The organism is Methylibium petroleiphilum PM1 (assembly GCF_000015725.1).
GTDB classification, from domain to species: domain Bacteria; phylum Pseudomonadota; class Gammaproteobacteria; order Burkholderiales; family Burkholderiaceae_C; genus Methylibium; species Methylibium petroleiphilum.
Genome location: NC_008825.1, coordinates 1,336,950 through 1,362,186 on the forward strand (window position 1 = coordinate 1,336,950; position 25,237 = coordinate 1,362,186).

Genomic DNA, 25,237 nt, shown 5'->3' on the forward strand with positions numbered 1-25,237 from the left:
GCGGAGGTTCCATCGTGCGCCGCCTCAGCGCGTGGCCTCGACCACCGTGGCGACCGCCTGGCCCAGCTCGATCACCGCCAGCGCGTAGTAGCTCGACCAGTTGTAGCGCGTGATCGCATAGAAGTTCTGCGTGCCGGCCACGTAGCTCGGTGCCGCGTTGCCGTTCTGCAGTTCGACCAGCGCCAGCGGGCCCTCGTGCTGCCGGCCCGCGGTTTCCAGAGCCGCGCCGTGCTCGGCGAACTGCGCTGCGCTGAAGCTGGGCAGGATGTCGGGCGCCAGCAGCACGGCGCGCTCGGCCACGTCGACCGGCGCGCCCACCGCGTAGTGGGTCGGCTGGCCGCGCTGCCAGCCGAACTCGGCCAGGTAGTTCGCCACCGAGCCGATCACGTCGGCAGCGCTGGCGTGCAGATCGACACGGCCGTCGCCATCGAAGTCGACCGCGTACTTCAGCCAGGAACTCGGCATGAACTGCGGCATGCCGATCGCACCGGCGTAGCTGCCCTTGAGCGCCAGCGGGTCGCTGCCCTGCTGCCGGCACAGCAGCAGGAAGCTCTCCAACTCGTCGCGGAAGAAGGGGCTGCGGTCGCGCCGCGCGTCGCGCGGGAAGTCGAAGCTCAGCGTGGCCAGCGCGTCGAGCACGCGGAAGTTGCCCATGTGCTGAGCGTAGATGGTCTCCACGCCGACGATGCCGACGACGATGGCCGCCGGCACGCCGTAGCGCGCCTCGGCCTCGCGCAGCCAGCGCTCGTTGTCGCGCCAGAAGGCCACGCCGGCGCGGATGCGCACCGGCTCGACGAAGCGCGCGCGGTAGGCCGCCCAGTTCTTGGCCGTGCCGGCCGGCGGCGGCTGGATCAGCCGCACCACGCCCGGGATGAAGCGCGCCTGCGCCAGCGTCTCCTCGACCCAGGCGCGGTCGAGCCCGCGCCGTTCGGCAATGCCGGCGGCGAGCGCCACCACGTCCTCGCGGCGGCCGTAGGTCACGGCGTCGGGCGCGTTGTCGTCCTGCAGGGCGACGGGCTTCTTGCGGGTCCGCGCGGCCTCGGCGTTGGTGGGCGGGCAGAGCGTGCCGAGCGCGACCAGGGTCGCGGCGAGGGCAGGAAGGAGGGGGCGGGCTTTCGTCATCATCGGGAAGCGGCGACCGGCATCTTGGACGGGGAAGTGTGAGGCTTCAGAGGGCGCAGGGCAGCCACGGCGGTGGCGGCGAGCCGGCGCGCCTGCACGGCCTGCCGGCGCCTGGAGGCCGGTGCGTCGGCACGGGCGTAGCGCAGGCGGTCGAGCGCGTCCAGCGCCCGCGCAGCGGGTTCTGCCGCACTGCCATGGCGTGCCCGAAGGGCCGCGGCCAGCGTGCGCGGCGGCATGCCGTCGTGCGCCGGGATGCCCCGCTTCGCAGTGGCCTGCCGCACGCGCGCATAGGCGCGCAGCCAGGGGTCGGTCCGGTGGTGGCCCCACCAGGCCCAGCCGGCGACCGCCAGGCTCAGGCCGCTGGCGACGACGATCAGCAGCAGGGCCAGGTCCTCCCAGCTCGGCGAGGCATAGCCCAGACGCTTGAGCAGGTCGAACTGCGTGCCGCGCGAATAGTTCAGCACCCACTGGTTCCATGCGTTGTTGGCCGACTCCCACAGCGCACGCAACTGCAGCAGCGCGTCGGGCGCCACGCCGCCGAAGGCGGTGGCCACGAAGCCGGGGGCTGGCGCCAGCGGACGGCTGCGGTCGATGCGCTCGGGCGCCACCGCCGCCGTCGGATCGGCGCGCACCCAGCCCTGGCCGGGCTGCCAGTATTCCGCCCAGGCGTGCGCGAAGCTGTTGCGCACGACCAGCGTGCCGTCGATCGGGTTGCGCTCGGCGCCCTGGTAGCCGGTGACCACGCGCGCGGGCACGTCGAGCGCGCGCAGGATCACCACGAAGGCGGTCGCGAAGTGTTCGCAGAAGCCGGCCTTGCCGTCGAGCCAGAACTCGTCGATCGCGGTGCCGCGCTGCGCTTCGTCGTAGAGGCCCGGGGCCAGCGTGTAGCTGTAGTTCTCGCGGCGGATGTGCTGCATCAGCGCGGCGGCGAGGGTGTTGCCGTCGGCCTGGGCATAACGCGGGTCGCGCCGCAGCGCCGCGGCCCATTCGAGCGTGCGGGGGTTGAAGCCGGGCGGCAGGTCCAGCGCATCCTGGAGGCCGAGCGTGGGCTCGGTCGGGCCGTGGGCGAAGCGCGGCCACGAAGGGGCGGTGTAGCGGATGCGCTCGGCCAGCGGGCGGTTCGTGATCCAGTGCAGGTCGTCGAGCAACTGCGTGCGCAGGTTCTCCAGCGCCGGCAGGGCCGGCGTGGCTTCCAGCGCCGGGATGGTGGACAGCCGCGATGGTTCCACCGTGACCTCGAGCTCCACCGGCTCGCCGATCGGCCGCAGGTTGCGCGCCAGCGTCGCGCCCGACGCGAAGCGTGGCGAACCGACGCGCCACGTCGTGCCATCGAAGCCGGTCAGCACCGGCCCGCGGAAGTACAGCTGTTCCGGCGGTGGCGGCGTGCCCGAGAGCACGCGCACGCGCAGCGCGATGCTGTCGTCGGCGGCCAGCTCGGCGATCATGCCCACGCGCATCTCGCCGGACAGGCCGGTCTTCGCGCCGGCGTCGTTCGGCACGCCCCACAGCGGACCGATGCGCGGGAACAGCAGGAACAGCAGCAGCATGACCGGCGCGCCGAGCAGCGCGAAGCGGCCGGCCAGCGCACCGGCCCGGTCCAGGCCGGGCTGGCCGACCGGCATGTGCGCGAGCACCAGCGCGGTCATCAGGCCCCACACTGACACCAGCATGGCCGCGGCGATGACCATCGACTGCGAGCTCAGGAAGTGGGTCAGCACCAGGAAGAAGCCGAGGAAGAACACCGCGAAGGCATCGCGCCGCGCGCGCAGCTCCAGCGTCTTCAGCGCCACCAGCACCACCAGCAGCGTGATGCCCGACTCCTTGCCGAGCAGCGTGCGGTGCGTCATGAAAGTCAGCGCCAGTGCCAGCAGCAGCACGCCGGCCAGCACCCAGCGGCTCGGCAGCGCCGCGCCACGCACCGCCAACGCCCCGCGCCACAACAGCACGGCGGCCGTCAGCGCAGTGCACCAGACCGGCAGCTGGCCGACGTGCGGCAGCACCGTCCAGGCAATCACCGCCAGCAGGAACAGCGTGTCGCGTGCCTCGCGCGGCAGGTGTCGCCAGCCGGGCCACGCGATCGTCGCGGGTCGGCGCATCAGGCCCACAGCGCCAGTGCCTCCAGCGCTGCGCGCCGATGCGCCTCGCCTGTCGCCGGCGGCCATTCACGGCCGGGCAGGCGCAGCCCCCACGCCGCGCCACCGTGCTCGACGGCGAGCACCCAGGCCGCCAGCCGCGAGAGCCGGGCCTCGGGCGACAGACCCCCGGTCGCCGCCCAGTCCAGCCAGAGTTCCTGGCGGGCCGCGCTGCGGGTATCGCGGCTGACCAGCTCGCCGCCGGTGTCGAGCGCACGCGCGGCCTTCTTCCAGACCACCAGCTTCAGCGGGTCGCCGCGCCGGTAGGCACGGATGCCCTCGAGCTCGCCGCCCTCGCTGCTGCGCGCCGTGCTCGCCTCGCCACCGACGGCCCGGGCCGGAGGCAGTGGAGGCGTGGGCCGCTCTGGTTGCGGGTAGGCGAGCACGGTTGCCTGCGGGCGCCACTCGCTCCAGGCGCGGAACAGCCCCAGCGGGAAACGCGTTTCCAGCACCACGTGGGGCAGCGGCAGCCGGCCGCGTCGCGGTGCGACGAAACTCAGCTGCATGGCGGACTGGCCGCCCGCCGGCACGTCGGTCCAGCTCCAGTGTGGCGGTCGTTCCGGGCCGGCCAGCCGCAGGCCGATGCCGTGCCGGGTGCGAGTGGCGGTGGACGCCAGCACGCACTCGACCACCGCCGCGTCACCCGCGAACACCGGCTGGGGCGGCCGCAGGTGCAGGCTCAGGCCGCGCAGCGTGGCATGCGTGACGTGCATCGACACCAGGCCGCTGCCGGCCAGCAGGAAGGTCAGCAGGTAACCCAGGCTGAGCTGGTAGTTGATCGACGCGACAAGCAGCACGCCCAGCGTCAGCGCGAACACCCAGCCGGCGCGCGTGGGGAGGATGTAGACGTTGCGCTGCGTGAGCTGCAGCGTGTCGCTGCGCGGATGGCGGGCGTCCCACCAGGTGCGCCAGCGCGTGCGCAGCGGCGCGAGCGGGCCGCTGCGCGCCGTCGGGTCGTCGAGCACCGCGCTCACGTCGGCTCCGTGGCCTTCAGGGCAGCGCGATCGCGTCGATCATCGCGCGCACCTGTTCGCGCCGGCCCCGGCCGGCCCCGGCGACAGGCAGCAGGCGGTGCGCCACGGTCTGCGGCAGCACGGCCTGCAGGTCGTCGGGCGCCACGTAGTCGCGCGCATCGAGCAGCGCATGGGCCTTGGCGGCGCGCAGCAACGAGATGCCGGCGCGCGGCGACAGGCCCTCGACGAACCAGCTGCCGTCGCGCGTGGCGGCGATCAGCGCCTGCAGGTAGTCGAGCAGCGGTTCGCTGGCGTGCACGGCCAGCACCGCCTGCTGCGCGGCCTGCAGGTCGGAGGGGCTCATCACCGCGTGCAGCTCGTGGATGGCCTCGCGGCGGTCGCGGCCGGACAGCAGCGCGCGTTCGCTGGCGCGGTCGGGGTAGCCGAGCGTGATGCACATCAGGAAGCGGTCGAGCTGGCTCTCCGGCAGCGGGTAGGTGCCGAGCTGGTCGCTCGGGTTCTGCGTGGCGATCACGAAGAAGGGCGCGGGCAGCGCCCGGGTCTCGCCCTCGACGCTGACCTGGTGCTCCTCCATCGCCTCGAGCAGCGCGCTCTGGGTCTTGGGGCCGGCGCGGTTGATCTCGTCGGCCAGCAAGACCTGGGCGAACACCGGCCCGGGGTGGAACACGAAGCTCTCCTTGCCGCGCTCGTAGACGCTGACGCCCACCAGGTCGGAGGGCATCAGGTCGGCGGTGAACTGCACGCGCGAGAAGCGCAGGCCGAGCGAGACGGCCAACGCGTGGGCGAGGGTGGTCTTGCCGACGCCGGGCACGTCTTCGATGAGCAGATGACCGCCGGCCAGCAGGCAGGCGAGGCTGTCTTCGATCTGGGGGCGCTTGCCGACGATAATCGTGGCGATCTGATCGACGAGCTGGTGAAGCCGGGTGTGCAGGGTCATGGCGCACACCTTAGCCGAAAGCCGCCGTTCCCGAGACCTCGCACCGCCAAGACGGATGGCCACCGCCTACTACTCCCACCCCGCCTGCCGCACCCATGACATGGGCGATGGCCACCCCGAGTGCCCGCAGCGGCTCGACGCCATTGCCGACCACCTGATCGCCACCGGCCTGGACATCGCGCTCGAGCAGCGCGAGGCGCCGCCGGTCGACGAGGGCACCTTGGCGCTGGCCCATGAGTCGCTGTACGTCGCCAACCTGCGCGGCTTCATGGAGCAGGTGGAGGCCACCGGCCAGCGCCGCGCGCTGGACCCCGACACCGTCGCCGGCCCCGGCACCTGGGCTGCGGCGCTGCATGCGGCCGGGGCCGCGGTGGCGGCGACCGATGCGGTGCTCGATGGCGAGATCGAGAACGCCTTCTGCGCGGTGCGCCCGCCGGGCCACCATGCCACCCGGCGCCAGGCCATGGGTTTCTGCTTCTTCAACAACGTCGCCGTCGCGGCACGCCATGCACTCGACCGGCGCGGGCTGGAGCGTGTGGCGATCATCGATTTCGATGTCCACCACGGCAACGGCACCGAGGACATCATCGCCAACGACGATCGCGTGCTGATGTGCAGCTTCTTCCAGCATCCGCTGTACCCGAACTCCGGGGCCCAGCCGCTGGGCGACAACATGGTGAACCTGCCGGTGCCGGCATATACCAAGGGATCCGAGATCCGCGAACTGATCGACCGGCACTGGTTGCCGCGGCTCGAGGCCTTCCGGCCGCAGATGCTGTTCATTTCGGCGGGTTTCGACGCTCACCGGGAGGACGATCTCGGTCAACTCGGGTTGGTGGAGAGCGACTACGCCTGGATCACGCGGCGCCTCAAGGGTGTGGCCGAACGCCATGCCGACGGTCGCATCGTCTCGTGTCTGGAGGGGGGCTACGCACTGAGTGCGCTGGCGCGCAGCGTGGCCAGCCACGTGCGAGTGCTGGCCGGACTGACCGATTGACGGCGCTCGCACGCCGCATTCCGCACCGAACCCGAAGGACCCGATGGCCCGACCGATGACCCCCGACGAGCTGAGTGCGCTGGGCAGCGCGCTGCTCACCACCAATGCCGCGCTGGAGCTCGCCGTGCTCGGTGGCTGCCTGCTGCTGGCGTGGGCGCTGGCTCGCACGCTGCGCGGTCGGCGCGAGGATCCCCATTCGGTGCTGTTCGGTCGCCGACTGGTCGACGGCGCGCTGTTTCCGCTGCTCTCGCTGGGACTCGTGCTGGCCGCGCAGCACCTGCTGCTGGCGGTGCTGCATCTGCCGCCGGCGGTACTGCGCATCGCGGTCGCGCTGCTGCTGTCGCTGGCGCTGATCCGCGTGTTCGTGCGGGTGCTGCGAGCGGCGTTCCCGGCGTCGGCCTTCGTGCGCATCGTCGAGCGCTGGCTGTCGTGGGCAGTGTGGATCGGCATGATCCTTTGGTTCACCGGCGTGCTGCCGATGCTGATGGAAGAGCTGGAAGGCATCAGCTGGAAGGTCGGCAGCGATCGCATCTCGCTGCGGGCCCTGCTCGAGGGCGCGTTCAACGCGGTGATCGTGCTGATGCTCGCGTTGTGGCTCAGCGCGGCGATCGAGGCGCGGCTCCTGAAGGGGAGATTGACCGACCTTTCGCTGCGCAAGATCGCGGCGAACGCCACCCGCGCGCTGCTGCTGTTCGTCGGCCTGCTGATAGCCCTGTCGGCGGCCGGCATCGACCTCACCGCGCTCAGCGTCTTCGGGGGGGCGATCGGGGTCGGGCTCGGCTTCGGCCTGCAGAAGCTCGCGTCCAACTATGTCAGCGGCTTCGTGGTGCTGGCCGAGCGCTCGCTGCGGATCGGTGACCTGGTCAAGGTCGACAACTTCGAGGGCCGCATCACCGACATCAACACGCGCGCGACGATCATCCGCGCCGCCAACGGCCGCGAGTCCATCGTGCCGAACGAGCTGCTGATCACGCAGCGCGTCGAGAACGCTTCGCTGACTGAGACCTGTGTCATGGCCTCGACGGTGGTTCAGGTCGCCTACGGCACCGACGTCCTGAAGCTGCGCCCCAAGCTGCTCGCGGCACTCGGAAGCATCGAGCGCATGATGAAGGACGACAGTCACTCGGCGGCGGTCCACCTGACCAACTTTGCGGCCGACGGTCTGGAGCTGACCATCTGGTACTGGGTGCCGGACCCGCTGAACGGCCAGTCCAACCTGCGCTCCGAAGTGAATCTGGCCATCCTGGCGGTGCTCGACGCCGAGGGCATCGAGATCCCGTTCCCGCAGCGTGTGCTGCGGCGCGTGCCGCCCGCCCACAAGCCGCCATCGGCGGCCTCGCAACCGCCCTGATCGTCAGGCCGACGCGCTCTGCGACCAGTTCGGGAAGCGCACCCGGCACTCGATGCCGGCCGGCAGCAGTTCGCGCCACTCGACCTCTCCGCCGAGCTGCTTGACTCGCTTGCGGATGCCGCCGAGGCCCAGGCCATGCGCCCACGCCTGCGGATTGCGGCCGTGGCCGTCGTCGTGCACACGCAGCTCGAGCCGATCGTCGGCCAGTTGCAGCGAGATCGCCACCCGCGTGGCCCGGGCGTGTGCGATGGTGTTGCTGACCAGCTCGCGCAGCACGCGCGTCAGGGCCGACCACTGCACCACCGTGAGCTCCGCGTCGCGATCGAACTGCGTGTGCCAGTCCAGCACGACGTTGGCGATCTGCAGCCGTTGCTGCACATCGGCCTTCCATTCGGCCGCGGCATGGGACAGGCGGTGGCTGCTGACCGCGAGGCCGCGCGTGAGCGTCTTCAGATCCTGCAGCGTGTGGCGGATGTAGTCCTCCTGCTCCGGGCTCTGGGCCTGGTACATCAGCGTCAACAGCCGCGCGCCGATGTCGTCGTGCAGGTCCTGCGCCAGGCGACTGCGCTCCTCGCTGCGACCCCGCTCGACGGCCTGGTCGAAGGCGACCGCGCGCTTGAGCTGCTCGACGATGCGGTCCGCCAGACGCGCGTCCTCGCGCGTGAACAGGCGCCGGCCGCGCTGCGAGTAGCGCAGCACCAGCGTCTCGTCGGCGCGACCGCTGATGCGGCTGAGGTCGGGCACCGGCACGGTCAGCGCCGAGCCGTCACCGCTGGCACGTGCATGCTGGGTGGATTTCGGCGCAACCGCGGCCTCCAGCGGTTCGAACAGCTCGCGCAGCAGGCTCAGCAACGAGGTCGACGCGCGTTCGGGGTGGGCCTCCACCTCGCGTGCCATGCGGTATAGGCGCTCGAACAGGCGTTCCATCGTGACCATGCCGGTGCCGCGCAGGTGGTTCAACAGCCACTGCCGCACGCTGACGTACAGGCCGATCGACAGAAAAACCGACAGCGTGATCGACGTGAACTGACCGAAGGAGAAGGCCGTGACGAACAGCAGGTCGAGCGAGGTGGCGACGGTGCTGACGCCGGCCAGCAGCGAGAACTCGCGCAGCATCTGCTGCGACTTGGCGAGAAACGGCACCAGCAGCATCAGCGAGGCGAGGAAGACCACCCAGATCATCGAACCGACGGTGGCGATCCCCTGCTGCGCGCCCGGGGTCTGGCCGACGGCGGCGATCGCGGCGGTCAGCAGGATCCAGGTGCCGGCGGTCACGATGCCGAATCGGCGTTGCACCAGGGCATAGGGGTGCGGCTCGATGCGGTAGGACAAGCTCAGCAGGCCGATTGCCGAGAGACCGAGCGCGGCACCGATGCCCTGGGTCCACCACCAGGCCTGCGGCAATGCGGACCGAACATCGAGCGTCAGCAGGCCGCCGACCAGGCCCCACACCAGCAACGCGATCGCCGGGCCACCGGGCAACCGCCTCGGGTGCAGGCAGGCAGCGTGGACGATGGCCGCAGCGGTGACCAGATCGAAGGCCATGCGGGCATGAACTTCCAATCCCGCGTAGCCCCGAGGCAGCGTCAGCTCCGACACCCCCGCCGCAGCGATGAACAGCAGATTGCCGCACTGGCTGAGCGCCATCAGCGCAAACAGGGCGTTGGCGAGCATCGGTCGCACCAGCACCACCACCATCGCGATCAGGTAGAGCACCAACGCCAGGCCGGCGAGCAGCCAGTACATCAGCCCCAGCCGGAAACTGCCGCGAGGCTGGAGCTGCAGCTCGGCCGTGCCGCCTTCGGCGAAGTAGAAACGCACATGGCCCTGGGACAGCGCCCGCTCGAGCTGGTCGTGCAGTTCGTGGTGGCGGGCCCGCTCGGCATCACCAGGCAGCCAGCGCGGCGAACGCTGCAGGGCCAGCGCGTCGAGCACGGCGACCTGGCTGTCGCCGCCGATGATGCCGAGCAGCGCGTGGCCGACGAAAGGCTGCAGCGCCGGCTCGTTGCTGGCCGCCAGCAGCAGCTGGCCGTGCTCGTTGCCGCGCCAGCTGGCGTCCAGGCGTGGTTGCTGCGCGAGTTCGCGCGTCAGCAGGAACAGCGCCAGGCAGCCCAGCAGCGCCAGCACGACCAGTGCCCGCAGCCGCCAGCCGAGCCAGCGCGAGCTGCGCAGCCGCGACGGCAGCCATTGCTCGAGGACCGTGGTGTCGATGCCGGAGTCGTTGTCGTCGAGCCGCGACGTGGGCGGGCCGGAAGTGTGCGCGTCGCGCCGCGACGGCCTAGTGGGATGGCGCTCGGCCGGCGCGTTCATCGACAGGCCGTGTTGTCAGCGAACCGAACGCGGGCTCACACGAGACCTTGCTTGCTGGCCAGCACGGCGGCCTCGGCGCGGCTGGAGACATTGAGCTTGCGGTAGATGGCCTTGATGTGGTCGTTGACGGTAAACCACTTGATGCCCATCAGACCGGCGATCTCCTTGATCGTGAAACCTTTGCTGAGGTAGGTCAGCACCTCGGTCTCGCGCGGCGTCAGGCGCTCGTGGTCCGGCTCCGCGTAGACCGCGGGGGCAGCCGGGCGGGCGGGCTGGAAGTCGCCCGGCGCGTGGGCGCTGTCGAGCGCCATCGAGCCCGAGTCACCGAGCCGGAAGTGCGACAGCAGACGCCGCGCGATCGCCGGCGACAGTGGCGGCTGGCCACGAACGATCTTCTGCAGCTCCTCGACCAGCACCTCGAAGCGGTCTTCCTTCAGCAGGTAGCCGTCGGCGCCGCACTGCAGCGCGGGGAAGAGATGGTCGTCGTCCGAGTACAGCGTGGTGACGATCTTCGTCGCACCGTGTCCGGCCAGTTCGGTGAGCAACTCGAGGCCATTGCCGTCGGGAAGCTCCAGGTCGACGAGCACCAGCTTGAACGGCTCGCTGCCCGCCGGCAACGGCGGGGCACCGCCGATGCCGAGCTGGCGGCGGGCGGATTCGAGGTCCCCGGCCTCGGCCATGCCCGTCACGTCGGAAAAGCTCTCGCGCACGACGCGCGCCAGGAAGTGGCGTGCGACGGGGTTGTCTTCGACGATCAGTACCTTGACGGCCATCGGATTCTCCAGAAAGGGGGACGAACGTCGTGGACCCGGCGCGGCGTCATCGCGGCGGATCCGCGTCGGCCTGGACAGCGCGCGACAGGCGCACATAGCGCTCGCGCAGGTCGGAGAGCCGTTCGTTCTTGGCGGACTCGCTCATCCTGGCGTCGAGCAGCACTTCGGAGCGCTGCTTGAAGTCGTCGACGTCGAGCACGAACTTGAGCTGCTGGTTGCTGGAACGCTTGAAACCGGCGAGGTCGAACATGCGCTTGAGCATCAGCTTCTCGTCATCGGTCCGACCCACACCGAAGATGTAGTCCGCGATGCGCTTGCGCACCGACAGGGGCAGGTCGCGGCGCCACAGCAGTGGATCCTTCGGGATCATCGCCGACTCCCACAGGATCCGCAGCTGCATCGCCTGAGCGGGCGACTGCTCGCGCAGGCGATGCAACTCCTCGGTGTTGTACGTGCCGGCATGGACCTGGCCGCCGAGCACGGCCGCGAGCGTCTGCGCATGGGTGCCGCGGCGCAGTGCCTGGAAGTGTTCTTCCGGCTTGATGCCGCGCGGCACGAACAGCGCGTACTCCAGCATCACGGCACCGGAGGTCGAGCTGGGCTCGCCCATCGCGAAACGCCAGGTGCGTGGGCGGTTGAGCAGAGGGTCGATCGACAGCAGTGCGCTGTCGCGACGCGTGACGATGATCGAGCGATAGCCGAGCGAGCCCGCGGAATCGACCAGCTGAGCGAACACTTCCACGTTGGTGCGCTCGATGCAATCGAGCGCGGCCTTGTTAGAGACCCAGGCCAGCTGCACCAGGTTGCGAACCACCGCGTCGACGGCTTCTTCGTAGGTGGCGTGGTAGACGCCGTGCACGTCGAGTCCGGTGCCGCGGCGCATGGCGGCGAAGAAGGGTTCCCAGGCTGCGCGGGTCTCGGCGACGGTGGTGGTGGTGATCACGCCGAAGGCCAGCGACGGAGCGTCGGCCGCAGCCACCCGGCCAGCCAGGCCGACGAGGACGAGCATGAGCAGCTTCAGCAGCAAACGGCGCACGGAGGGCTCGCGTTGAATGGGCACGCGAATTTAGCACCGGGGCCGGGCGGACCCGACCCATCAAGAGGGCCCCCCGACGGGGGGCCGCAGCGCCGAAGGCCCTGCGGTAAGAGTCGCTTCAGTCGACGCTGAGCACGATCTTGCCGCGCACCTGCCGTGACGCCATCAGCTCGAAGGCGCTTGGCAGGTCGCGCAGCGCGTAGCGGTGCTCGATCACCGGCTTGATGCGGCCCTGGGCGTACCAGCTCGCCAGTTCGTTCAGGGCCCGCGCGTTCTGCTGCGGTTCTCGCTTGGCGAACTCGCCCCAGAACACGCCGACCAGCGAGGCGCCCTTGAGCAGGGCCAGGTTCAGCGGCAGCGCCGGGATGGCGCCGGCGGCGAAGCCGATCACGAGGTAGCGGCCGCGCCAGGCGATCGAGCGGAACACCGGCTCGGCCATCGCGCCGCCGACGGGGTCGTAGACCACATCCGGCCCCTTGCCCTCGGTGGCGGCCTTGATCTGCTCGCGCAGGTCGGCGCTCGTGTAGTTGATCGACGCGTCGGCCCCGAGCGTGCGGCACAGCGCGCACTTCTCGTCGCTCGAGGCGGCGGCGATCACGCGCGCACCCACCGCCTTGGCGATCTGGATCGCGGCGGTGCCGACGCCGCCCGCCGCACCCAGTACCAGCACGGTCTCGCCGGCCTTCAACTGTGCGCGGTCGACCAGCGCGTGATGGCTGGTGCCGTAGGTGCACAGGAAGGCGGCAGCGTCGTCGAACGCGAAGCCCGACGGCAGCGGCATCACCTGCCGGGCGTCGACGCACACATGGCTGCCGAACCCGCCGATGCCGCCGAACGAGGCGACGGCCATGCCGACGTGCAACTGCGTCACGCCGGGACCGACTGCCTCGATCACGCCGGAGAACTCTGCTCCCGGCACGAAGGGCAGCGGGGGCTTCAGCTGGTACTTGTTCTGCACGATCAGCAGGTCGGGGAAGTTCAGGCTGGCGCAGCGCACCGCCACGCGCACTTCGCCGGCCTGCGGTTCGGGCGTGGGCAATTCGGTCCACTTCAGCGCCTCGGGGCCGATCGGGTTGTCGCAGAGCCAGGCGTGCATGTCGTCTCCTTGCTGCCGCAGTCAGCCGCGGCGACCGATGATAGGTAGAGGGCCGCGGGAACTCCGTCGCCGAGGCGACGTGGGGGCTCCCTACAATGAGTCGGATGCGCATCCTTGTTGCCAACGACGATGGTTATCTCGCCCCTGGACTGGCGGCGCTGGTCGAAGCGTGTCGCGGATTGGGCGAACTCGACGTGGTCGCGCCCGAGCAGAACTCGAGCGGCACCTCCAACGCGTTGACGCTGCAGCGTCCGCTATCGGTCTGGACCGCGGCCAATGGCTATCGCTACCTGAACGGCACGCCGTCGGACTGCGTGCACGTGGCGCTGACCGGGCTGCTGCCGCAGCGGCCCGACCTGGTGGTCTCGGGCATCAACAACGGCGCGAACATGGGCGACGACACGCTCTATTCCGGTACGGTGGCCGCGGCGATGGAAGGCTATCTGTTCGGCATCCCGTCGATCGCCTTCTCGCTGAGCGAGAAGGGGTGGACGCACCTCGACACGGCCGCGCGCGTGGCACGCCGTCTCATCGAGCAGGTGATCGCGCTGCCTCCGGTGCCCGGTGCCTGGCTGCTCAACGTGAACATTCCCGACCGGCCCTACGAGGACTTGCGCGGTCTGCGCACCACCCGGCTCGGCCGCCGCCACGCCAGCGAACCGGTGATCCGCCAGAGCAATCCCCGCGGCGAGCCGATCTACTGGATCGGTGCAGCCGGTGACGCTCGCGAGGCCGGTGCCGGCACCGATTTCCATGCCGTGGCTCAGGGCCACGTGTCGGTCACGCCGCTGCAGGTGGACCTGACCGATCACACCTGCCTGCCGGCTTGGGGCTCGTGGCTGGAACGCGCTGGCGAGGGCGGGCGATGAGCGCCGGCCAGCGACCGGCCCCGAAGTTCCCGCTGCGGCTCGACCAGGTCAAGCCGGCAGGTCGCTCAGGCGCCGCACCCTTGCTGCGGCCCCAGCGGCCATTGCACCAGGCAGCCACGGAGCGCGGCCGCGGCACCACGCCGGCTGGTCTGGGACTCGATTCGCACCTGGTGCGCGAGCGCATGCTGGCGCGCCTTCAGGCCGAAGGTGTGCGCGACGCGCGCGTGCTCGCGGCGATGCGGGCCGTGCCGCGGCACAGCTTTGTCGATACTGCGCTGGCCAACCAGGCCTACGAGGACACCAGTCTGCCGATCGGACTCGGGCAGACGATCTCCAAGCCCTCGGTGGTGGCGCGAATGATCGAGTTGATGCTCGCCCTGCAGCCGGCCGGCGCGCGACCGAGGCTGCTCGAGATCGGCAGCGGCTGCGGCTACCAGGCGGCCGTGCTGGCGCAGTTGGCGCGCCAGGTGGTGTCGATCGAGCGGCTGCGACCGCTGTATGACAAGGCGCGGGAGAACCTCGCGCCATTGAACTTCGGGAACCTGCGGCTGGTCTATGGTGACGGCCGTATCGGCCATGCACCGAACGCGCCCTACGACGGCATCATCGCGGCGGCGGGCGGTGAAGACATCCCGCAGCCCTGGATCGACCAACTTGGCCCGGGAGGACGGCTCGTCGCGCCGATGCTCGACGCGCGCAGTGGAGGGCAGGTGCTGGTGGTGATCGACCGTCATGCCGATGGCAACCTGGTGCGCTCGCTGCATGAGGCTGTCAGATTCGTCCCCCTAAAATCCGGCACCGACTGAACGAATGCGACGCAACCTCATGTTTTTTCCTGTCCCCGGTCGCACGCTGTCGCGCGGTCTGACGACCGCGCTGCTGGTGTTCCTGCTCGCGGCCTGCGTGCAGGCGCCACGGCGTGCACCCCCTGTCGAGGATCGCAGCACGCGCAGCCCGGCCGCAGCAGTGGCCGTTCCGGCGGGCGCGGCCGTGGCGTCGGCTGCCAGCGCGCCCGACGCCGGCAAGCCGCTGCCCGGCGCAGAGAACGCCGGCAAGCCGGGCTACTACACCGTCAAGCCGGGCGACACGATGATCCGCATCGGTCTCGAGACCGGCCAGAACTGGAAGGACATCGCTCGCTGGAACGGCATGGAGAACGTGAACGCCATCGAGGTCGGTCAGGTGCTGCGCGTGCTGCCGCCGACGGTCGACCCGACGGTGGTCGCGGCCAAGCCGGTGGCCAGCACGAAGGTTGAGGCGCGGCCGCTCGAGACCAAGCCGGGCGCCGCTGCGGCGTCGGCACCGGGAGGCAGCGCGTCGGGCGGTACCGTGGCAGCGGCCCCGCAGGCACCGGTCATCACCCAGACTCCCGCGGCCTCGTCGAACCGGGACGATGACGAACTGAACTGGGCCTGGCCGGCTTCGGGTGCCGTGCTGGCAAACTACGACGAGGCGCGCAACAAGGGGCTCGCGATCGGCGGCAAGGCCGGCGATCCGGTGACCGCGGCAGCGGACGGGCGCGTCGTGTATGCCGGGTCGGGTCTGCGCGGTTACGGCAATCTCGTGATCGTGAAGCACAACACCACCTACCTGACCGCCTACGCGCACAACCAGACGCTGCTGGTCAAGGAAGACCAGCCGGTCAAGCGGGGCCAGAAGATCGCCGAGATGGGCTCGACCGACGCCGAGCGGGTACAACTGCATTTCGAGATCCGCAAGCTGGGCAAGCCGGTCGATCCGGTCAAGCTTCTGCCACCACGCTAGCGACGCGCCCGACCATCATGAACCACAGGAAGCACTCTCCGCCCGGCAACGGACACGCGCTTCCTGATGCGAGGGCCCTGCCGCACGGGGCCTGGCCGGTCGAGCCGACGCATGGTGGTGGAGATCCGCCGAATGGTGCGGACGACCTGCCGGAGCCGGTGCAGGAGCACCTGCCGATCGCTGCCGGCGAAGGCGAGGTTGGCAACACGCTGCAGACCTATCTGCGCGAGATCCGGCGAGCGCCCCTGTTCACGCCCGACGAGGAATTCGCGATGGCCACGCGCGCCCGGGCCGGCGACTTCGCGGCGCGGCAGCAGATGATCGAGCGCAATCTGCGGCTCGTGGTCAGCATCGCCAAGAGCTACCTCAGCCGCGGCCTGCCGATGACCGACCTGATCGAGGAAGGCAACCTCGGCCTGATGCACGCGATTGGCAAGTTCGAGCCTGAACGCGGCTTTCGCTTCTCGACCTACGCCTCGTGGTGGATCCGCCAGAGCATCGAGCGCGCGATCATGCACCAGGCCCGCCTGGTGCGGCTGCCGGTGCATGTGGTGCGTGAACTCAACCAGGTGCTCAAGGCGCGCCGTGCGCTGGAGGGCGAAGCCGCAGCGAGCGCCGACGGGCGGACCGTCCGCGTCGACGAGATCGCTGCAGCGTTGGGGCGCCCGGTGACCGAGGTGTCCGAACTGCTGCGATTTGCCGAGCAGCCCACGTCGCTCGATGCGCCGCTCGAGCGCCAGGCAGGCAATGGGGCCGAGACGCTGGGCGACATGGTGGCCGACGAGCAGGCCACGGACCCGCTGGGCCACACGCTGAACCATGAACTCGACGTGCTGCTGGAGCATGGTTTGGGCGAACTGAGCGAACGCGAGCGCGAGGTGCTGGCTGGGCGCTATGGATTGCACGACAGGGAACCCGAGACGCTGGAGGTACTTGCCGAGCGGCTGGGCCTGACGCGCGAGCGTATCCGCCAGATCCAGCAGGAGGCGCTGCTCAAGCTCAAGCGCCGGATGGCACGCAACGGCGTCAACCGCGACTCGATCTTCTGAGTGGGAGGGTTACCGGCAGCGCCGGCCATGGCCCCGGATAATCTGCGGCATGACAGCAGGCGATGAATGGTTGACGGTCGAGTCGCTCGACCTCGAGGCACAAGGCGTGGCGCACAACGCCGAAGGCAAGGTGGTGTTTGTCGAGGGCGCCTTGCCGGGTGAGCAGGTTCTGGTGGCCGTGGGACGGCGCAAGAACAACTGGGAGCAGGGCACGATGACGGCGCTGCGCCGCGAGAGCTCGCAACGCGTCACGCCGCGTTGCGAGTACTTCGGACTCTGCGGCGGCTGCAAGATGCAGCATTTCCATGTCGGTGCTCAGGTCGCGGTGAAGCAGCGGGTGCTGGAGGACAACCTCTGGCATCTGGGCAAGGTGAAGGCCGGCCAGATGCTGCGGCCCATCGAGGGGCCGACCTGGGGCTATCGCTACCGGGCGCGCCTGTCGGTGCGGCATGTCGTCAAGAAGGGCAAGGTCCTGATCGGCTTCCACGAGCGCAAGTCGAGCTACGTGGCGGACATGAGCCGCTGCGAGATCCTGCCGCCGCACCTGAGTGCGATGCTGCTGCCACTGCGCGCCCTGATTGCCGCCATGGACGGCCGCGACCGGCTGCCGCAGATCGAGGTGGCGATCGGCGAGGCGCCCGACGGGCTCGTGACGGCGCTGGTGCTGCGCCACCTCGAGCCCCTGAGCGCAGACGACCTGCAGAGGTTGCGGGCTTTTGGCGCCGAGCACGGCGTGCAGTGGTGGCTGCAGCCCAAGGGGCCCGACACCGTGCAGCGGCTCGACGACGGCGGACCTCAGCTCGCCTACACGTTGCCGGAATACGGCGTCGTCATGCCCTTCAAGCCGACCGATTTCACCCAGGTCAACCACGCCATCAACCGCGCGCTGGTGGTGCGGGCGCTGCGGCTGCTGGCCGTGCAGGGCGACGAGCGCGTGATCGACTGGTTCTGCGGGCTCGGCAATTTCACGCTGCCGCTGGCCACGCAGGCGCGAGAGGTGCTCGGGATCGAGGGCAGCGAAGCATTGGTGGCGCGCTCACGGGACAACGCGGCGCTCAACGGCCTGTCGCACAAGACGCGCTTCGACGCGCGCAACCTGTTCGAACTGCTGCCGGCGGATCTGGTGGCCTACGGCAGCGCGACAAAGTGGCTGGTCGACCCGCCGCGCGAGGGCGCATTCGCCCTGGCCAAGGCCGTGGCCGATGCGGTGCAGGACCCGGGGCAGGCGCCCGGCTGGGTGCCACCGGCGCGCATCGTGTACGTGAGCTGCAATCCGGCCACGCTGGCGCGCGACGCCGGCCTGCTGGTGCACCAGGCCGGCTACCGCTGCGTGCAGGCTGGCGCAGTGAACATGTTCCCGCACACCGCGCATGTGGAAAGCATTGCGGTCTTCGACCGCAATGCTTCGGCTTAGGCGCATGTCGCAGAGCGACGTGATGCCGTAGCCAAAGCGCCAGGGTGCCGACCGCAATGCCCCGGCTTAGGCGCATGTCGCAGAGCGACGTGATGCCGTAGCCAAAGCGTCAGGGTGCCGACCGCAATGCTTCGGCTTAGGCGCATGTCGCAGAGCGACGTGATGCCGTAGCCAAAGCATCTGCGTTGAGCCAGGTACAAAGAAAAAGGCCCCGCGGAGCGGGGCCTTGTCGATCCGGCGAGGCGACTTACTCGCGTTCGCCGCCGAAGATGCCCAGCAGGCTCAGCAGGCTCTGGAACACGTTGTAGACGTCAAGGTAGATGGCCAGCGTCGCGGTCACGTAGTTCGTTTCGCCGCCATCGATCACGCGCTTGATGTCGTACAGCATGAACGCCGAGAAGATCACGATGGCGAGCACCGAGACCGTCAGGAACAGCGCCGGCATCTGCAGCCAGATGTTGGCGACGCTGGCCACGATCAGGCCGATCACACCCACCATCAACCACTTGCCCAGCCCGGACAGGTCTCGCTTGATGGTGGTCGCCAGCGTGGCCATGCCGAAGAACACCAGCGCGGTGCCGCCGAAGGCCATGCCGATCAGGGTGGCGCCGTTGCTGTAGTTGCCCAGCACGCCACCGATCAGGCGCGACAGCATCAGGCCCATGAAGAAGGTGAAGCCCAGTAACAGCGCGACGCCGATGCCGGAGTTCTTGAACTTCTCGATCGCGAAGAAGAAGCCGAACGCGATGCCCATGAACAGCAGGAAGCCGATGAAGGGGCTGCCGGCGAAGAAGCTGAAGCCGGTCGCGACCCCCACCCAGGCACCCAGCACGGTCGGCACCAGCGACAGCGCCAGCAGCCAGTACGTGTTGCGCAGGACGCGATTGCGCTCGCCGCCGACGGCGGCCGAGCCGGGGTAGGCGGTTTGCAGGGTGTCGTTCATTCGATAACCTCCATAGGGAAGAATAGGCTTGCTTGGAGCTGACGTCCGGATTCTAGTTCCGTTGTGCGAGTGATGCGCAGGCTGCCCCGGTTCCAATGGCGGGCTGATGAGGAATTGGCCGCAGTCTCTTTGCCACGGGGCCCGGGTCGCCTTAGAGTCGGGTTAACCCATAGTCGGAGGATTCCATGCAGACCAAGTCCGTGCTGTCCCTCGAGGATGTCAAGCGCATCGCGGCCGCAGCCGAAGCCGAGGCACTGGCGCACCAGTGGCCGGTGACGATCGCGATCGTCGACGATGGGGGGCATCTGCTGTGGCTGCAGCGTCTGGACGGCGCGGCGCCGGTCTCGGCGCATATCGCGCCGGCGAAGGCCCATACCGCCGCGCTGGGCCGGCGAGAAAGCCGGGTGTACGAAGAGGTCATCAACCAGGGGCGCACGTCGTTCCTGAGCGCACCGACCATCGCAGGCATGCTGGAGGGGGGCGTTCCCATCCTGCTGCAGGGTCAGTGCGTCGGCGCGGTGGGCGTCAGCGGCGTGAAGTCGAACGAGGACGCACAGGTGGCCAAGGCGGGGATCGCCGCGCTGGGCTGACCGGCAGGCCAGACGAGGACGGGGCGTTCCCGACCCTGCGGGGTCACTTGGTGAGGATGAGCTTGCCGAGCCGCGTGCTGCGCAGTTGGTAGAGCGCTCCGTTGTGCTCGATGTGCACAACATTGCGGCCCTGGAGCAGCGCCGCGCTATGAACCTGGGGCGCGGGCGGGGCGGTCGCCGCAGTACAGGGCACCGCGGGTCCAAGGCCGCCGGAACGCAGGGAAGGCAGGTCGAGAGTCGGGTTGGCGATGTTCATCAGGCATCCCTCAACGTGGTGAACGCAGCGCCCACCAGGCGCCCAGGACAACGACGGACAGGCTGGCCAGCCACCACATGTTCAGGCGAGTGCCGCAGCCGGTTGAGCCACGCGCAGGCGGCCCACCAGGCCGCAAGCGGGTTGCTGGCGGGCCTCGTCGAACACTGAGCGGGCGCAGTCACCGCAGCGGCCGCAACCGGTGGCGACACCGGTGTTCAACTGCAATTCATCGAAGCTGTCGCAGGCCGTTGCATGGCGCTCGATCTCGCGATGAGAGATGCGGTGGCAGACACAGACGATCATGGTGCGGCAGTCCGGGTTCAGAGTGCCTTCACTATAAATAGGAATGATTCGTAATACAAGCCCCTGTTGGCCCAGGGGCTTGTGCTGACCGTGCCGTCGCTCAGGAACCGATCTCGCCCATCTGCGACTGCAGGTAGTTCTGCGGACCGACCTGGTCGACCAGGCCGAGCTGCGTCTCAAGGAAATCGATGTGCTCCTCGGTGTCGTCGAGGATGCCCTGCAGCAGGTCGCGCGAGACGTAGTCGCGCACCGTCTCGCAGTGCGCGATGCCATCCTTGATCGTGAGTTGCGCGGTCTGCTCCAGTTGCAGGTCGCTGCGCATCGCCTCGACGACATCCTCGCCGATCAGCAGCTTGCCCAGGTCCTGCAGGTTCGGCAGGCCGTCGAGCATCAGGATGCGGTCCATCAGGCGGTCCGCGTGCTTCATCTCGCCGATCGACTCTTCGTATTCCTTCTTCGCGAGCTTGTCGAAACCCCAGTGCTTCATCAAGCGGTAGTGCATGAAGTACTGGTTGATCGCGGTCAGCTCGTTCTTGAGCTGAGCGTTCAGGTATTCGATGACTTTGGCGTCGCCTTTCATGGCCCTCTCCGTGGTGTGATTCGCTGCATTATCGAAGCGCAGAGGCGGCTTTCCAGCGATCCGCCTGCCAAGGCCCCGCCGATTCGCTCTTGACGCGCATGCGACTGACTCGCAGTCCCGGAGCGGGCGCGAAGCCAGCTACAATTCAAAGGTTTACCCGCACCCACCTGCCGCCCACCGAAACTTCCGCTGTTTCCCGCCGGACTCAGGCCCGAAGAGCCGAGCTGGGCGCGCGCAAATGACGGAGTTCCCGTGCTGCCAGATCTGCCCCTCGCTCTACTTGCTCTCGCAGACGGCACGGTCTTTCAAGGTACCTCGATCGGCGCGGCCGGTCGCACGGTCGGCGAGGTGGTGTTCAACACCGCGCTCACCGGCTACCAGGAAATCCTCACCGACCCGAGCTACTGCCGGCAGATCGTCACGCTGACGTATCCGCACATCGGCAACACCGGCGTCAACGAGGAGGATGTCGAAGCCTCGAAAGTCCATGCCGCCGGCCTGATCATCAAGGACCTGCCAGTCCTCGACTCGAATTTCCGCAAGACCCGCACGCTGTCGCAGTACCTGCGCGACGAAGGAACGGTGGCGATCGCCGACATCGACACCCGCAAGCTCACCCGCATCCTGCGCACCGGCGGGGCCCAGAACGGCTGCATCGTGGCGCTGCCGCGCGGGGAGACCTTCACCGAGGCGCTGGTCGCCGACGCGGTGGCCCGGGCGCGCAGTGCGCAGAGCATGGCAGGCCTGGATCTCGCCAAGGTCGTGAGCACTGCGATGCCCTACGGTTGGACCGAGACCGAGTGGTCGCTGGGCACCGGCTACGGCACCCAGGCGGCGCCGAAGTTCCACGTCGTCGCCTATGACTTCGGCGTCAAGCGCAACATCCTGCGCATGCTGGCCAGCCGCGGCTGCCAGGTCACGGTGGTGCCGGCCAAGACGCCGGCCGCGGAGGCGCTGCTGCTGAAGCCGGACGGCATCTTCCTCAGCAACGGCCCGGGCGACCCCGAGCCCTGCGACTACGCGATCGAGGCAACGCGCACGCTGATCGACACCGGCCTGCCGGTGTTCGGCATCTGTCTGGGTCACCAGATCATGGCGCTGGCTTCGGGGGCGAAGACCTTCAAGATGAAGTTCGGGCACCACGGCGCCAACCACCCGGTAAAGGACCTGGACGACGGCCGCGTCAGCATCACGAGCCAGAACCACGGTTTCGCGGTCGACGAGAAGTCCCTGCCGGCCACCCTGCGCCCCACGCACGTGAGCCTGTTCGACGGCACGCTGCAGGGGCTGGCGCGCACCGACAAGCCCGCCTTCTGCTTCCAGGGCCACCCGGAAGCGTCTCCCGGGCCGCACGACATCGGCTACCTGTTCGACCGCTTCATTGCGCTGATGGAAAAGAACTGACATGCCCAAGCGCACCGACCTTCAAAGCATCCTCATCATCGGCGCCGGCCCGATCATCATCGGTCAGGCCTGCGAGTTCGACTACTCCGGCGCTCAGGCCTGCAAGGCGCTGCGCGAGGAGGGCTATCGCGTCATCCTCGTCAACAGCAATCCGGCGACGATCATGACCGACCCGGAGATGGCCGATGCCACCTACATCGAGCCGATCACGTGGTCGGTGGTCGAAAAGATCATCGCCAAGGAGCGCCAGACGCATCCCGACGAGAAGATGGCGATCCTGCCCACGATGGGCGGCCAGACCGCGTTGAACTGCGCCCTCGACCTGCACAAGCACGGTGTGTTGTCCAAGTACGGCGTCGAGATGATCGGCGCCAACGAGCACGCGATCGAGAAGGCCGAGGACCGCCTGAAGTTCAAGGACGCGATGACCGGCATCGGCCTGCATTCGGCCAAGAGCGGCATCGCGCACTCGATGGAGGAGGCGCTGGCCGTCCAGCGTCGGATCACGAGCGACATCGGCGGCACCGGTTTCCCGATGGTGATCCGCCCGAGCTTCACGCTCGGCGGCACCGGCGGCGGCATCGCCTACAACCCCGAGGAGTTCGAGGAGATCTGCAAACGCGGCCTCGACCTCTCGCCGACCAAGGAACTGCTCATCGAAGAGAGCCTGATCGGCTGGAAGGAGTACGAGATGGAGGTGGTCCGCGACAAGGCGGACAACTGCATCATCGTCTGCTCGATCGAGAACCTCGATCCGATGGGCATCCACACCGGCGACTCGATCACCGTGGCGCCGGCCCAGACGCTGACCGACAAGGAATACCAGCTGCTGCGCAACGCCAGCATCGCGATCCTGCGCGAGATCGGCGTCGACACCGGCGGCTCCAACGTGCAGTTCTCGATCAACCCGGACAACGGCCGCATGGTCGTGATCGAGATGAATCCGCGCGTGTCGCGGTCGTCGGCCCTGGCTTCAAAGGCCACCGGATTCCCGATCGCGAAGGTGGCCGCCAAGCTGGCGGTCGGCTACACGCTCGACGAACTGCGCAACGACATCACCGGCGGCGCGACGCCGGCGAGCTTCGAGCCCAGCATCGACTACGTCGTCACCAAGATCCCGCGCTTCGCGTTCGAGAAGTTCCCGGCCGCCGACTCCCGCCTGACCACGCAGATGAAGTCGGTGGGCGAGGTGATGGCGATGGGCCGCAGCTTCCAGGAGAGTTTCCAGAAGGCGCTGCGCGGTCTCGAGACCGGCATCGACGGCCTGTCCGAGCGCAGCACCGACCGCGAGGAGATCGTCCAGGAGATCGGCGAGGCGGGTCCGGAGCGCATCCTCTATGTCGCCGACGCCTTCCGCATCGGCCTGAGCCGCGACGAGATCTTCGAGGAAACCGCGATCGACCCATGGTTCCTGGCACAGATCGAGCAGCTCGTGCAGGCGGAGCTGGCGCTGAAGGGCCGCACGCTGGCCAGCCTGTCGACGGACGAGCTGCGCTTCCTCAAGCGCAAGGGCTTCTCCGACAAGCGCCTGGCCAAGCTGCTCGGCACCCACCAGCATGAGGTGCGCGCCGCGCGCCACGCACAGGGCGTGCGGCCGGTCTACAAGCGCGTCGACACCTGTGCGGCCGAGTTCGCCACGCAGACCGCCTACATGTACTCGACGTACGACGACGAGTGCGAGGCGCAGCCGACCGACCGCAAGAAGATCATGGTGCTCGGCGGCGGCCCGAACCGCATCGGCCAGGGCATCGAGTTCGACTACTGCTGCGTGCACGCCGCGCTGGCGATGCGCGAGGACGGCTACGAGACCATCATGGTCAACTGCAACCCCGAGACCGTGTCGACCGACTACGACACCTCGGACCGGCTTTACTTCGAGCCGGTGACGCTGGAAGACGTGCTGGAGATCGTCGACAAGGAAAAGCCGGTCGGCGTGATCGTGCAGTACGGAGGCCAGACGCCGTTGAAGCTGGCGCTCGACCTGGAGCGCGCCGGCGTGCCGATCGTCGGCACCTCGCCGGACAGCATCGACATCGCGGAAGATCGCGAGCGCTTCCAGCAATTGCTGCACAAGCTCGGTCTGAAGCAGCCTCCGAACCGCACCGCGCGCACCGAGGAGGCCGCGCTGCAGCTGGCGCAGGAGATCGGCTACCCCCTGGTGGTGCGCCCGAGCTACGTGCTGGGCGGCCGTGCGATGGAGATCGTGCATGGCGACAAGGACCTCGAGCGCTACATGCGCGAGGCGGTCCGCGTGTCCGAGAAGTCGCCGGTGCTGCTCGACCGCTTCCTCGATGACGCGGTGGAGGTCGATGTCGACTGCATCTCCGACGGCCACGACGTGATGATCGGCGCGATCATGGAGCACATCGAGCAGGCCGGCGTGCACTCCGGCGACTCGGCGTGCTCGCTGCCGCCGTATGCGCTGAGCCCGGCGCTGCAGGATGAACTGCGGCGCCAGACCGCGGCGATGGCGAAGGCGCTGCAGGTCGTGGGCCTGATGAACGTGCAGTTCGCGATCCAGGGCGAGGGCGACGAGGCGGTCGTCTACGTGCTCGAGGTCAACCCGCGCGCGTCGCGCACCGTACCCTTCGTCTCCAAGGCCACCGGCCAGCCGCTGGCCAAGATCGCGGCGCGCTGCATGGTCGGCCAGAAGCTGGCCGCGCAGAAGGCCCTGAGGGGCGAGGCGCCGCGCGAGATCGTGCCCTCGTACTACAGCGTCAAGGAAGCGGTGTTCCCGTTCAACAAGTTCCCCGGCGTCGATCCCATCCTCGGCCCCGAGATGCGCTCGACCGGCGAGGTGATGGGGGCGGGCCGCAGCTTCGGCGAGGCCATGCTCAAGAGCCAGCTCGGCGCCGGCTCGCGCCTGCCGTCCAGGGGCACGGTCGTCATCACGGTGAAGAACGCCGACAAGGATCGCGCGGTCAAGATCGCCGGCGATCTGGTCGATCTCGGCTTCAACGTCGTCGCCACCAGGGGCACGGCAGCGGCCATCTCGGCGGCCGGCGTGCCGGTGAAGGTGGTCAACAAGGTCAAGGACGGTCGGCCGCACATCGCCGACATGATCAAGGCCGGCGAGATCCAGCTGGTATTCACGACCGTCGACGAGACCCGTACCGCGATCGCGGATTCGCGCTACATCCGCACCGCGGCGATCGCCAACCGCGTCAGTTACTACACGACCATGGCCGGCTGCGAGGCCGCGGTCGAGGCACTGAAGCATCAGGACGATCTGACCGTGCTTTCCCTGCAGGAACTGCACGCGGAACTCCACTAAACTGCGCGCTTCACACGGCCGCCCCGGAGCCCCGGGGCGGCTGAGTTTTTTGCACGCACCGAT

The 25,237-nt window shown here is 69.0% G+C and carries 22 protein-coding genes; 10 read left to right on the forward strand and 12 right to left on the reverse strand.

Annotated features, from left to right (window positions below; genetic code table 11):
* Positions 1-24: 24 nt before the first annotated feature.
* Genes mltB through MPE_RS06255 form a run of 4 tightly spaced genes read right to left on the reverse strand, consistent with a single transcriptional unit; the run spans position 25 to position 5,165 of the window.
* Positions 25-1,125 carry a lytic murein transglycosylase B gene (mltB, locus tag MPE_RS06240; protein ID WP_011828841.1) on the reverse strand — a complete coding sequence of 367 codons (1,101 nt, stop codon included), beginning with the start codon at positions 1,123-1,125 and terminating at the stop codon, positions 25-27.
* Positions 1,122-3,218, reverse strand: coding sequence for a transglutaminase TgpA family protein (locus MPE_RS06245; RefSeq protein ID WP_011828842.1), 2,097 nt, complete (start codon positions 3,216-3,218; stop codon positions 1,122-1,124). Before MPE_RS06245 ends, mltB begins: the two co-directional genes overlap by 4 nt.
* A complete protein-coding gene (locus MPE_RS06250; protein WP_011828843.1) occupies positions 3,218-4,228 on the reverse strand; it encodes a DUF58 domain-containing protein in 1,011 nt (336 codons plus the stop codon). The genes MPE_RS06245 and MPE_RS06250 overlap by 1 nt, the downstream gene beginning before the upstream one ends.
* A 16-nt stretch (positions 4,229-4,244) precedes the next feature.
* Positions 4,245-5,165, reverse strand: a complete 921-nt coding sequence (locus MPE_RS06255; RefSeq protein WP_011828844.1) for an AAA family ATPase — start codon at positions 5,163-5,165, stop codon at positions 4,245-4,247.
* A gap of 55 nt (positions 5,166-5,220) precedes the next feature.
* On the opposite strand from MPE_RS06255, the gene MPE_RS06260 reads away from it, so the two are divergent.
* Together MPE_RS06260 and MPE_RS06265 are read left to right on the forward strand one after the other, a co-directional pair.
* Complete coding sequence (locus MPE_RS06260) at positions 5,221-6,162, forward strand: histone deacetylase family protein (RefSeq protein ID WP_011828845.1); 942 nt, start codon at positions 5,221-5,223, stop codon at positions 6,160-6,162.
* 43 nt (positions 6,163-6,205) lie between these two features.
* A complete protein-coding gene (locus MPE_RS06265) occupies positions 6,206-7,513 on the forward strand; it encodes a mechanosensitive ion channel family protein (RefSeq protein WP_011828846.1) in 1,308 nt (435 codons plus the stop codon).
* Between the two features lie 3 nt (positions 7,514-7,516).
* Here MPE_RS06265 and MPE_RS06270 read toward each other — a convergent pair whose 3' ends face one another.
* The 4 genes from MPE_RS06270 to MPE_RS06285 form a co-directional block, all read right to left on the reverse strand.
* Entirely contained in the window at positions 7,517-9,823 is a 2,307-nt protein-coding gene (locus MPE_RS06270; protein WP_011828847.1) for an ATP-binding protein, read from the reverse strand.
* Positions 9,824-9,858: 35 nt separating this feature from the next.
* Positions 9,859-10,596, reverse strand: coding sequence for a LuxR C-terminal-related transcriptional regulator (locus MPE_RS06275; RefSeq protein WP_011828848.1), 738 nt, complete (start codon positions 10,594-10,596; stop codon positions 9,859-9,861).
* 46 nt (positions 10,597-10,642) lie between these two features.
* Positions 10,643-11,605: a phosphonate ABC transporter substrate-binding protein gene (locus MPE_RS06280; protein WP_158304600.1), complete on the reverse strand. Its 963-nt coding sequence runs from the start codon at positions 11,603-11,605 to the stop codon at positions 10,643-10,645.
* A gap of 145 nt (positions 11,606-11,750) precedes the next feature.
* The gene (locus tag MPE_RS06285) at positions 11,751-12,728 is read right to left on the reverse strand and encodes an NADPH:quinone oxidoreductase family protein (protein ID WP_011828850.1); all 978 of its coding nucleotides are present in this window, start codon (positions 12,726-12,728) and stop codon (positions 11,751-11,753) included.
* Positions 12,729-12,832: 104 nt separating this feature from the next.
* Between MPE_RS06285 and surE the strand changes: the two genes are divergently transcribed.
* From surE to rlmD, 5 genes are read left to right on the forward strand one after another with little or no spacing between them, the layout of a single operon-like run.
* On the forward strand, positions 12,833-13,597 hold the full coding sequence (gene surE / locus MPE_RS06290) for a 5'/3'-nucleotidase SurE (RefSeq protein ID WP_041929570.1): 765 nt from the start codon (positions 12,833-12,835) through the stop codon (positions 13,595-13,597).
* Entirely contained in the window at positions 13,594-14,403 is an 810-nt protein-coding gene (locus MPE_RS06295) for a protein-L-isoaspartate(D-aspartate) O-methyltransferase (RefSeq protein WP_011828852.1), read from the forward strand. Before surE ends, MPE_RS06295 begins: the two co-directional genes overlap by 4 nt.
* Positions 14,404-14,422: 19 nt before the next feature.
* Positions 14,423-15,361: a peptidoglycan DD-metalloendopeptidase family protein gene (locus tag MPE_RS06300; protein ID WP_041929980.1), complete on the forward strand. Its 939-nt coding sequence runs from the start codon at positions 14,423-14,425 to the stop codon at positions 15,359-15,361.
* 17 nt (positions 15,362-15,378) lie between these two features.
* Positions 15,379-16,410, forward strand: a complete 1,032-nt coding sequence (rpoS, locus tag MPE_RS06305; protein WP_011828854.1) for an RNA polymerase sigma factor RpoS — start codon at positions 15,379-15,381, stop codon at positions 16,408-16,410.
* A gap of 49 nt (positions 16,411-16,459) precedes the next feature.
* Positions 16,460-17,824 (forward strand): 23S rRNA (uracil(1939)-C(5))-methyltransferase RlmD, encoded by a 1,365-nt coding sequence (gene rlmD / locus MPE_RS06310; RefSeq protein ID WP_011828855.1) that lies wholly within the window; start codon positions 16,460-16,462, stop codon positions 17,822-17,824.
* A gap of 247 nt (positions 17,825-18,071) precedes the next feature.
* Here rlmD and MPE_RS06315 read toward each other — a convergent pair whose 3' ends face one another.
* Positions 18,072-18,767, reverse strand: coding sequence for a Bax inhibitor-1/YccA family protein (locus MPE_RS06315; protein WP_011828856.1), 696 nt, complete (start codon positions 18,765-18,767; stop codon positions 18,072-18,074).
* 185 nt (positions 18,768-18,952) lie between these two features.
* On the opposite strand from MPE_RS06315, the gene MPE_RS06320 reads away from it, so the two are divergent.
* Complete coding sequence (locus MPE_RS06320; RefSeq protein WP_011828857.1) at positions 18,953-19,357, forward strand: GlcG/HbpS family heme-binding protein; 405 nt, start codon at positions 18,953-18,955, stop codon at positions 19,355-19,357.
* A gap of 43 nt (positions 19,358-19,400) precedes the next feature.
* On the opposite strand, the gene hemP is transcribed toward MPE_RS06320, so the two are convergent.
* The 3 genes from hemP to bfr form a co-directional block, all read right to left on the reverse strand.
* Positions 19,401-19,613, reverse strand: a complete 213-nt coding sequence (gene hemP, locus MPE_RS06325) for a hemin uptake protein HemP (RefSeq protein ID WP_049820777.1) — start codon at positions 19,611-19,613, stop codon at positions 19,401-19,403.
* An 81-nt stretch (positions 19,614-19,694) separates the two neighbouring features.
* Positions 19,695-19,916, reverse strand: a complete 222-nt coding sequence (locus MPE_RS22690) for a (2Fe-2S)-binding protein (RefSeq protein ID WP_011828858.1) — start codon at positions 19,914-19,916, stop codon at positions 19,695-19,697.
* Between the two features lie 100 nt (positions 19,917-20,016).
* The gene (gene bfr / locus MPE_RS06335) at positions 20,017-20,496 is read right to left on the reverse strand and encodes a bacterioferritin (RefSeq protein WP_011828859.1); all 480 of its coding nucleotides are present in this window, start codon (positions 20,494-20,496) and stop codon (positions 20,017-20,019) included.
* 252 nt (positions 20,497-20,748) lie between these two features.
* Between bfr and carA the strand changes: the two genes are divergently transcribed.
* Together carA and carB are read left to right on the forward strand one after the other, a co-directional pair.
* Positions 20,749-21,900: a glutamine-hydrolyzing carbamoyl-phosphate synthase small subunit gene (gene carA / locus MPE_RS06340; RefSeq protein ID WP_011828860.1), complete on the forward strand. Its 1,152-nt coding sequence runs from the start codon at positions 20,749-20,751 to the stop codon at positions 21,898-21,900.
* A gap of 1 nt (position 21,901) precedes the next feature.
* The gene (gene carB, locus MPE_RS06345; RefSeq protein ID WP_011828861.1) at positions 21,902-25,174 is read left to right on the forward strand and encodes a carbamoyl-phosphate synthase large subunit; all 3,273 of its coding nucleotides are present in this window, start codon (positions 21,902-21,904) and stop codon (positions 25,172-25,174) included.
* The last annotated feature ends 63 nt before the right edge of the window (positions 25,175-25,237 follow it).

What these genes read in the sequence shown, in the direction of transcription:
- mltB (WP_011828841.1), bottom strand. Translation starts at nt 1,125, where the DNA reads ATGATGACGAAAGCCCGCCCCCTCCTTCCTGCCCTCGCCGCGACCCTG.
- MPE_RS06245 (WP_011828842.1), bottom strand. Translation starts at nt 3,218, where the DNA reads ATGCGCCGACCCGCGACGATCGCGTGGCCCGGCTGGCGACACCTGCCG.
- MPE_RS06255 (WP_011828844.1), bottom strand. Translation starts at nt 5,165, where the DNA reads ATGACCCTGCACACCCGGCTTCACCAGCTCGTCGATCAGATCGCCACG.
- MPE_RS06260 (WP_011828845.1), top strand. Translation starts at nt 5,221, where the DNA reads ATGGCCACCGCCTACTACTCCCACCCCGCCTGCCGCACCCATGACATG.
- MPE_RS06265 (WP_011828846.1), top strand. Translation starts at nt 6,206, where the DNA reads ATGGCCCGACCGATGACCCCCGACGAGCTGAGTGCGCTGGGCAGCGCG.
- MPE_RS06270 (WP_011828847.1), bottom strand. Translation starts at nt 9,823, where the DNA reads ATGAACGCGCCGGCCGAGCGCCATCCCACTAGGCCGTCGCGGCGCGAC.
- MPE_RS06275 (WP_011828848.1), bottom strand. Translation starts at nt 10,596, where the DNA reads ATGGCCGTCAAGGTACTGATCGTCGAAGACAACCCCGTCGCACGCCAC.
- MPE_RS06280 (WP_158304600.1), bottom strand. Translation starts at nt 11,605, where the DNA reads ATGCTCGTCCTCGTCGGCCTGGCTGGCCGGGTGGCTGCGGCCGACGCT.
- MPE_RS06285 (WP_011828850.1), bottom strand. Translation starts at nt 12,728, where the DNA reads ATGCACGCCTGGCTCTGCGACAACCCGATCGGCCCCGAGGCGCTGAAG.
- surE (WP_041929570.1), top strand. Translation starts at nt 12,833, where the DNA reads ATGCGCATCCTTGTTGCCAACGACGATGGTTATCTCGCCCCTGGACTG.
- MPE_RS06295 (WP_011828852.1), top strand. Translation starts at nt 13,594, where the DNA reads ATGAGCGCCGGCCAGCGACCGGCCCCGAAGTTCCCGCTGCGGCTCGAC.
- MPE_RS06300 (WP_041929980.1), top strand. Translation starts at nt 14,423, where the DNA reads ATGTTTTTTCCTGTCCCCGGTCGCACGCTGTCGCGCGGTCTGACGACC.
- rpoS (WP_011828854.1), top strand. Translation starts at nt 15,379, where the DNA reads ATGAACCACAGGAAGCACTCTCCGCCCGGCAACGGACACGCGCTTCCT.
- rlmD (WP_011828855.1), top strand. Translation starts at nt 16,460, where the DNA reads ATGACAGCAGGCGATGAATGGTTGACGGTCGAGTCGCTCGACCTCGAG.
- MPE_RS06315 (WP_011828856.1), bottom strand. Translation starts at nt 18,767, where the DNA reads ATGAACGACACCCTGCAAACCGCCTACCCCGGCTCGGCCGCCGTCGGC.
- MPE_RS06320 (WP_011828857.1), top strand. Translation starts at nt 18,953, where the DNA reads ATGCAGACCAAGTCCGTGCTGTCCCTCGAGGATGTCAAGCGCATCGCG.
- hemP (WP_049820777.1), bottom strand. Translation starts at nt 19,613, where the DNA reads ATGAACATCGCCAACCCGACTCTCGACCTGCCTTCCCTGCGTTCCGGC.
- MPE_RS22690 (WP_011828858.1), bottom strand. Translation starts at nt 19,916, where the DNA reads ATGATCGTCTGTGTCTGCCACCGCATCTCTCATCGCGAGATCGAGCGC.
- bfr (WP_011828859.1), bottom strand. Translation starts at nt 20,496, where the DNA reads ATGAAAGGCGACGCCAAAGTCATCGAATACCTGAACGCTCAGCTCAAG.
- carB (WP_011828861.1), top strand. Translation starts at nt 21,902, where the DNA reads ATGCCCAAGCGCACCGACCTTCAAAGCATCCTCATCATCGGCGCCGGC.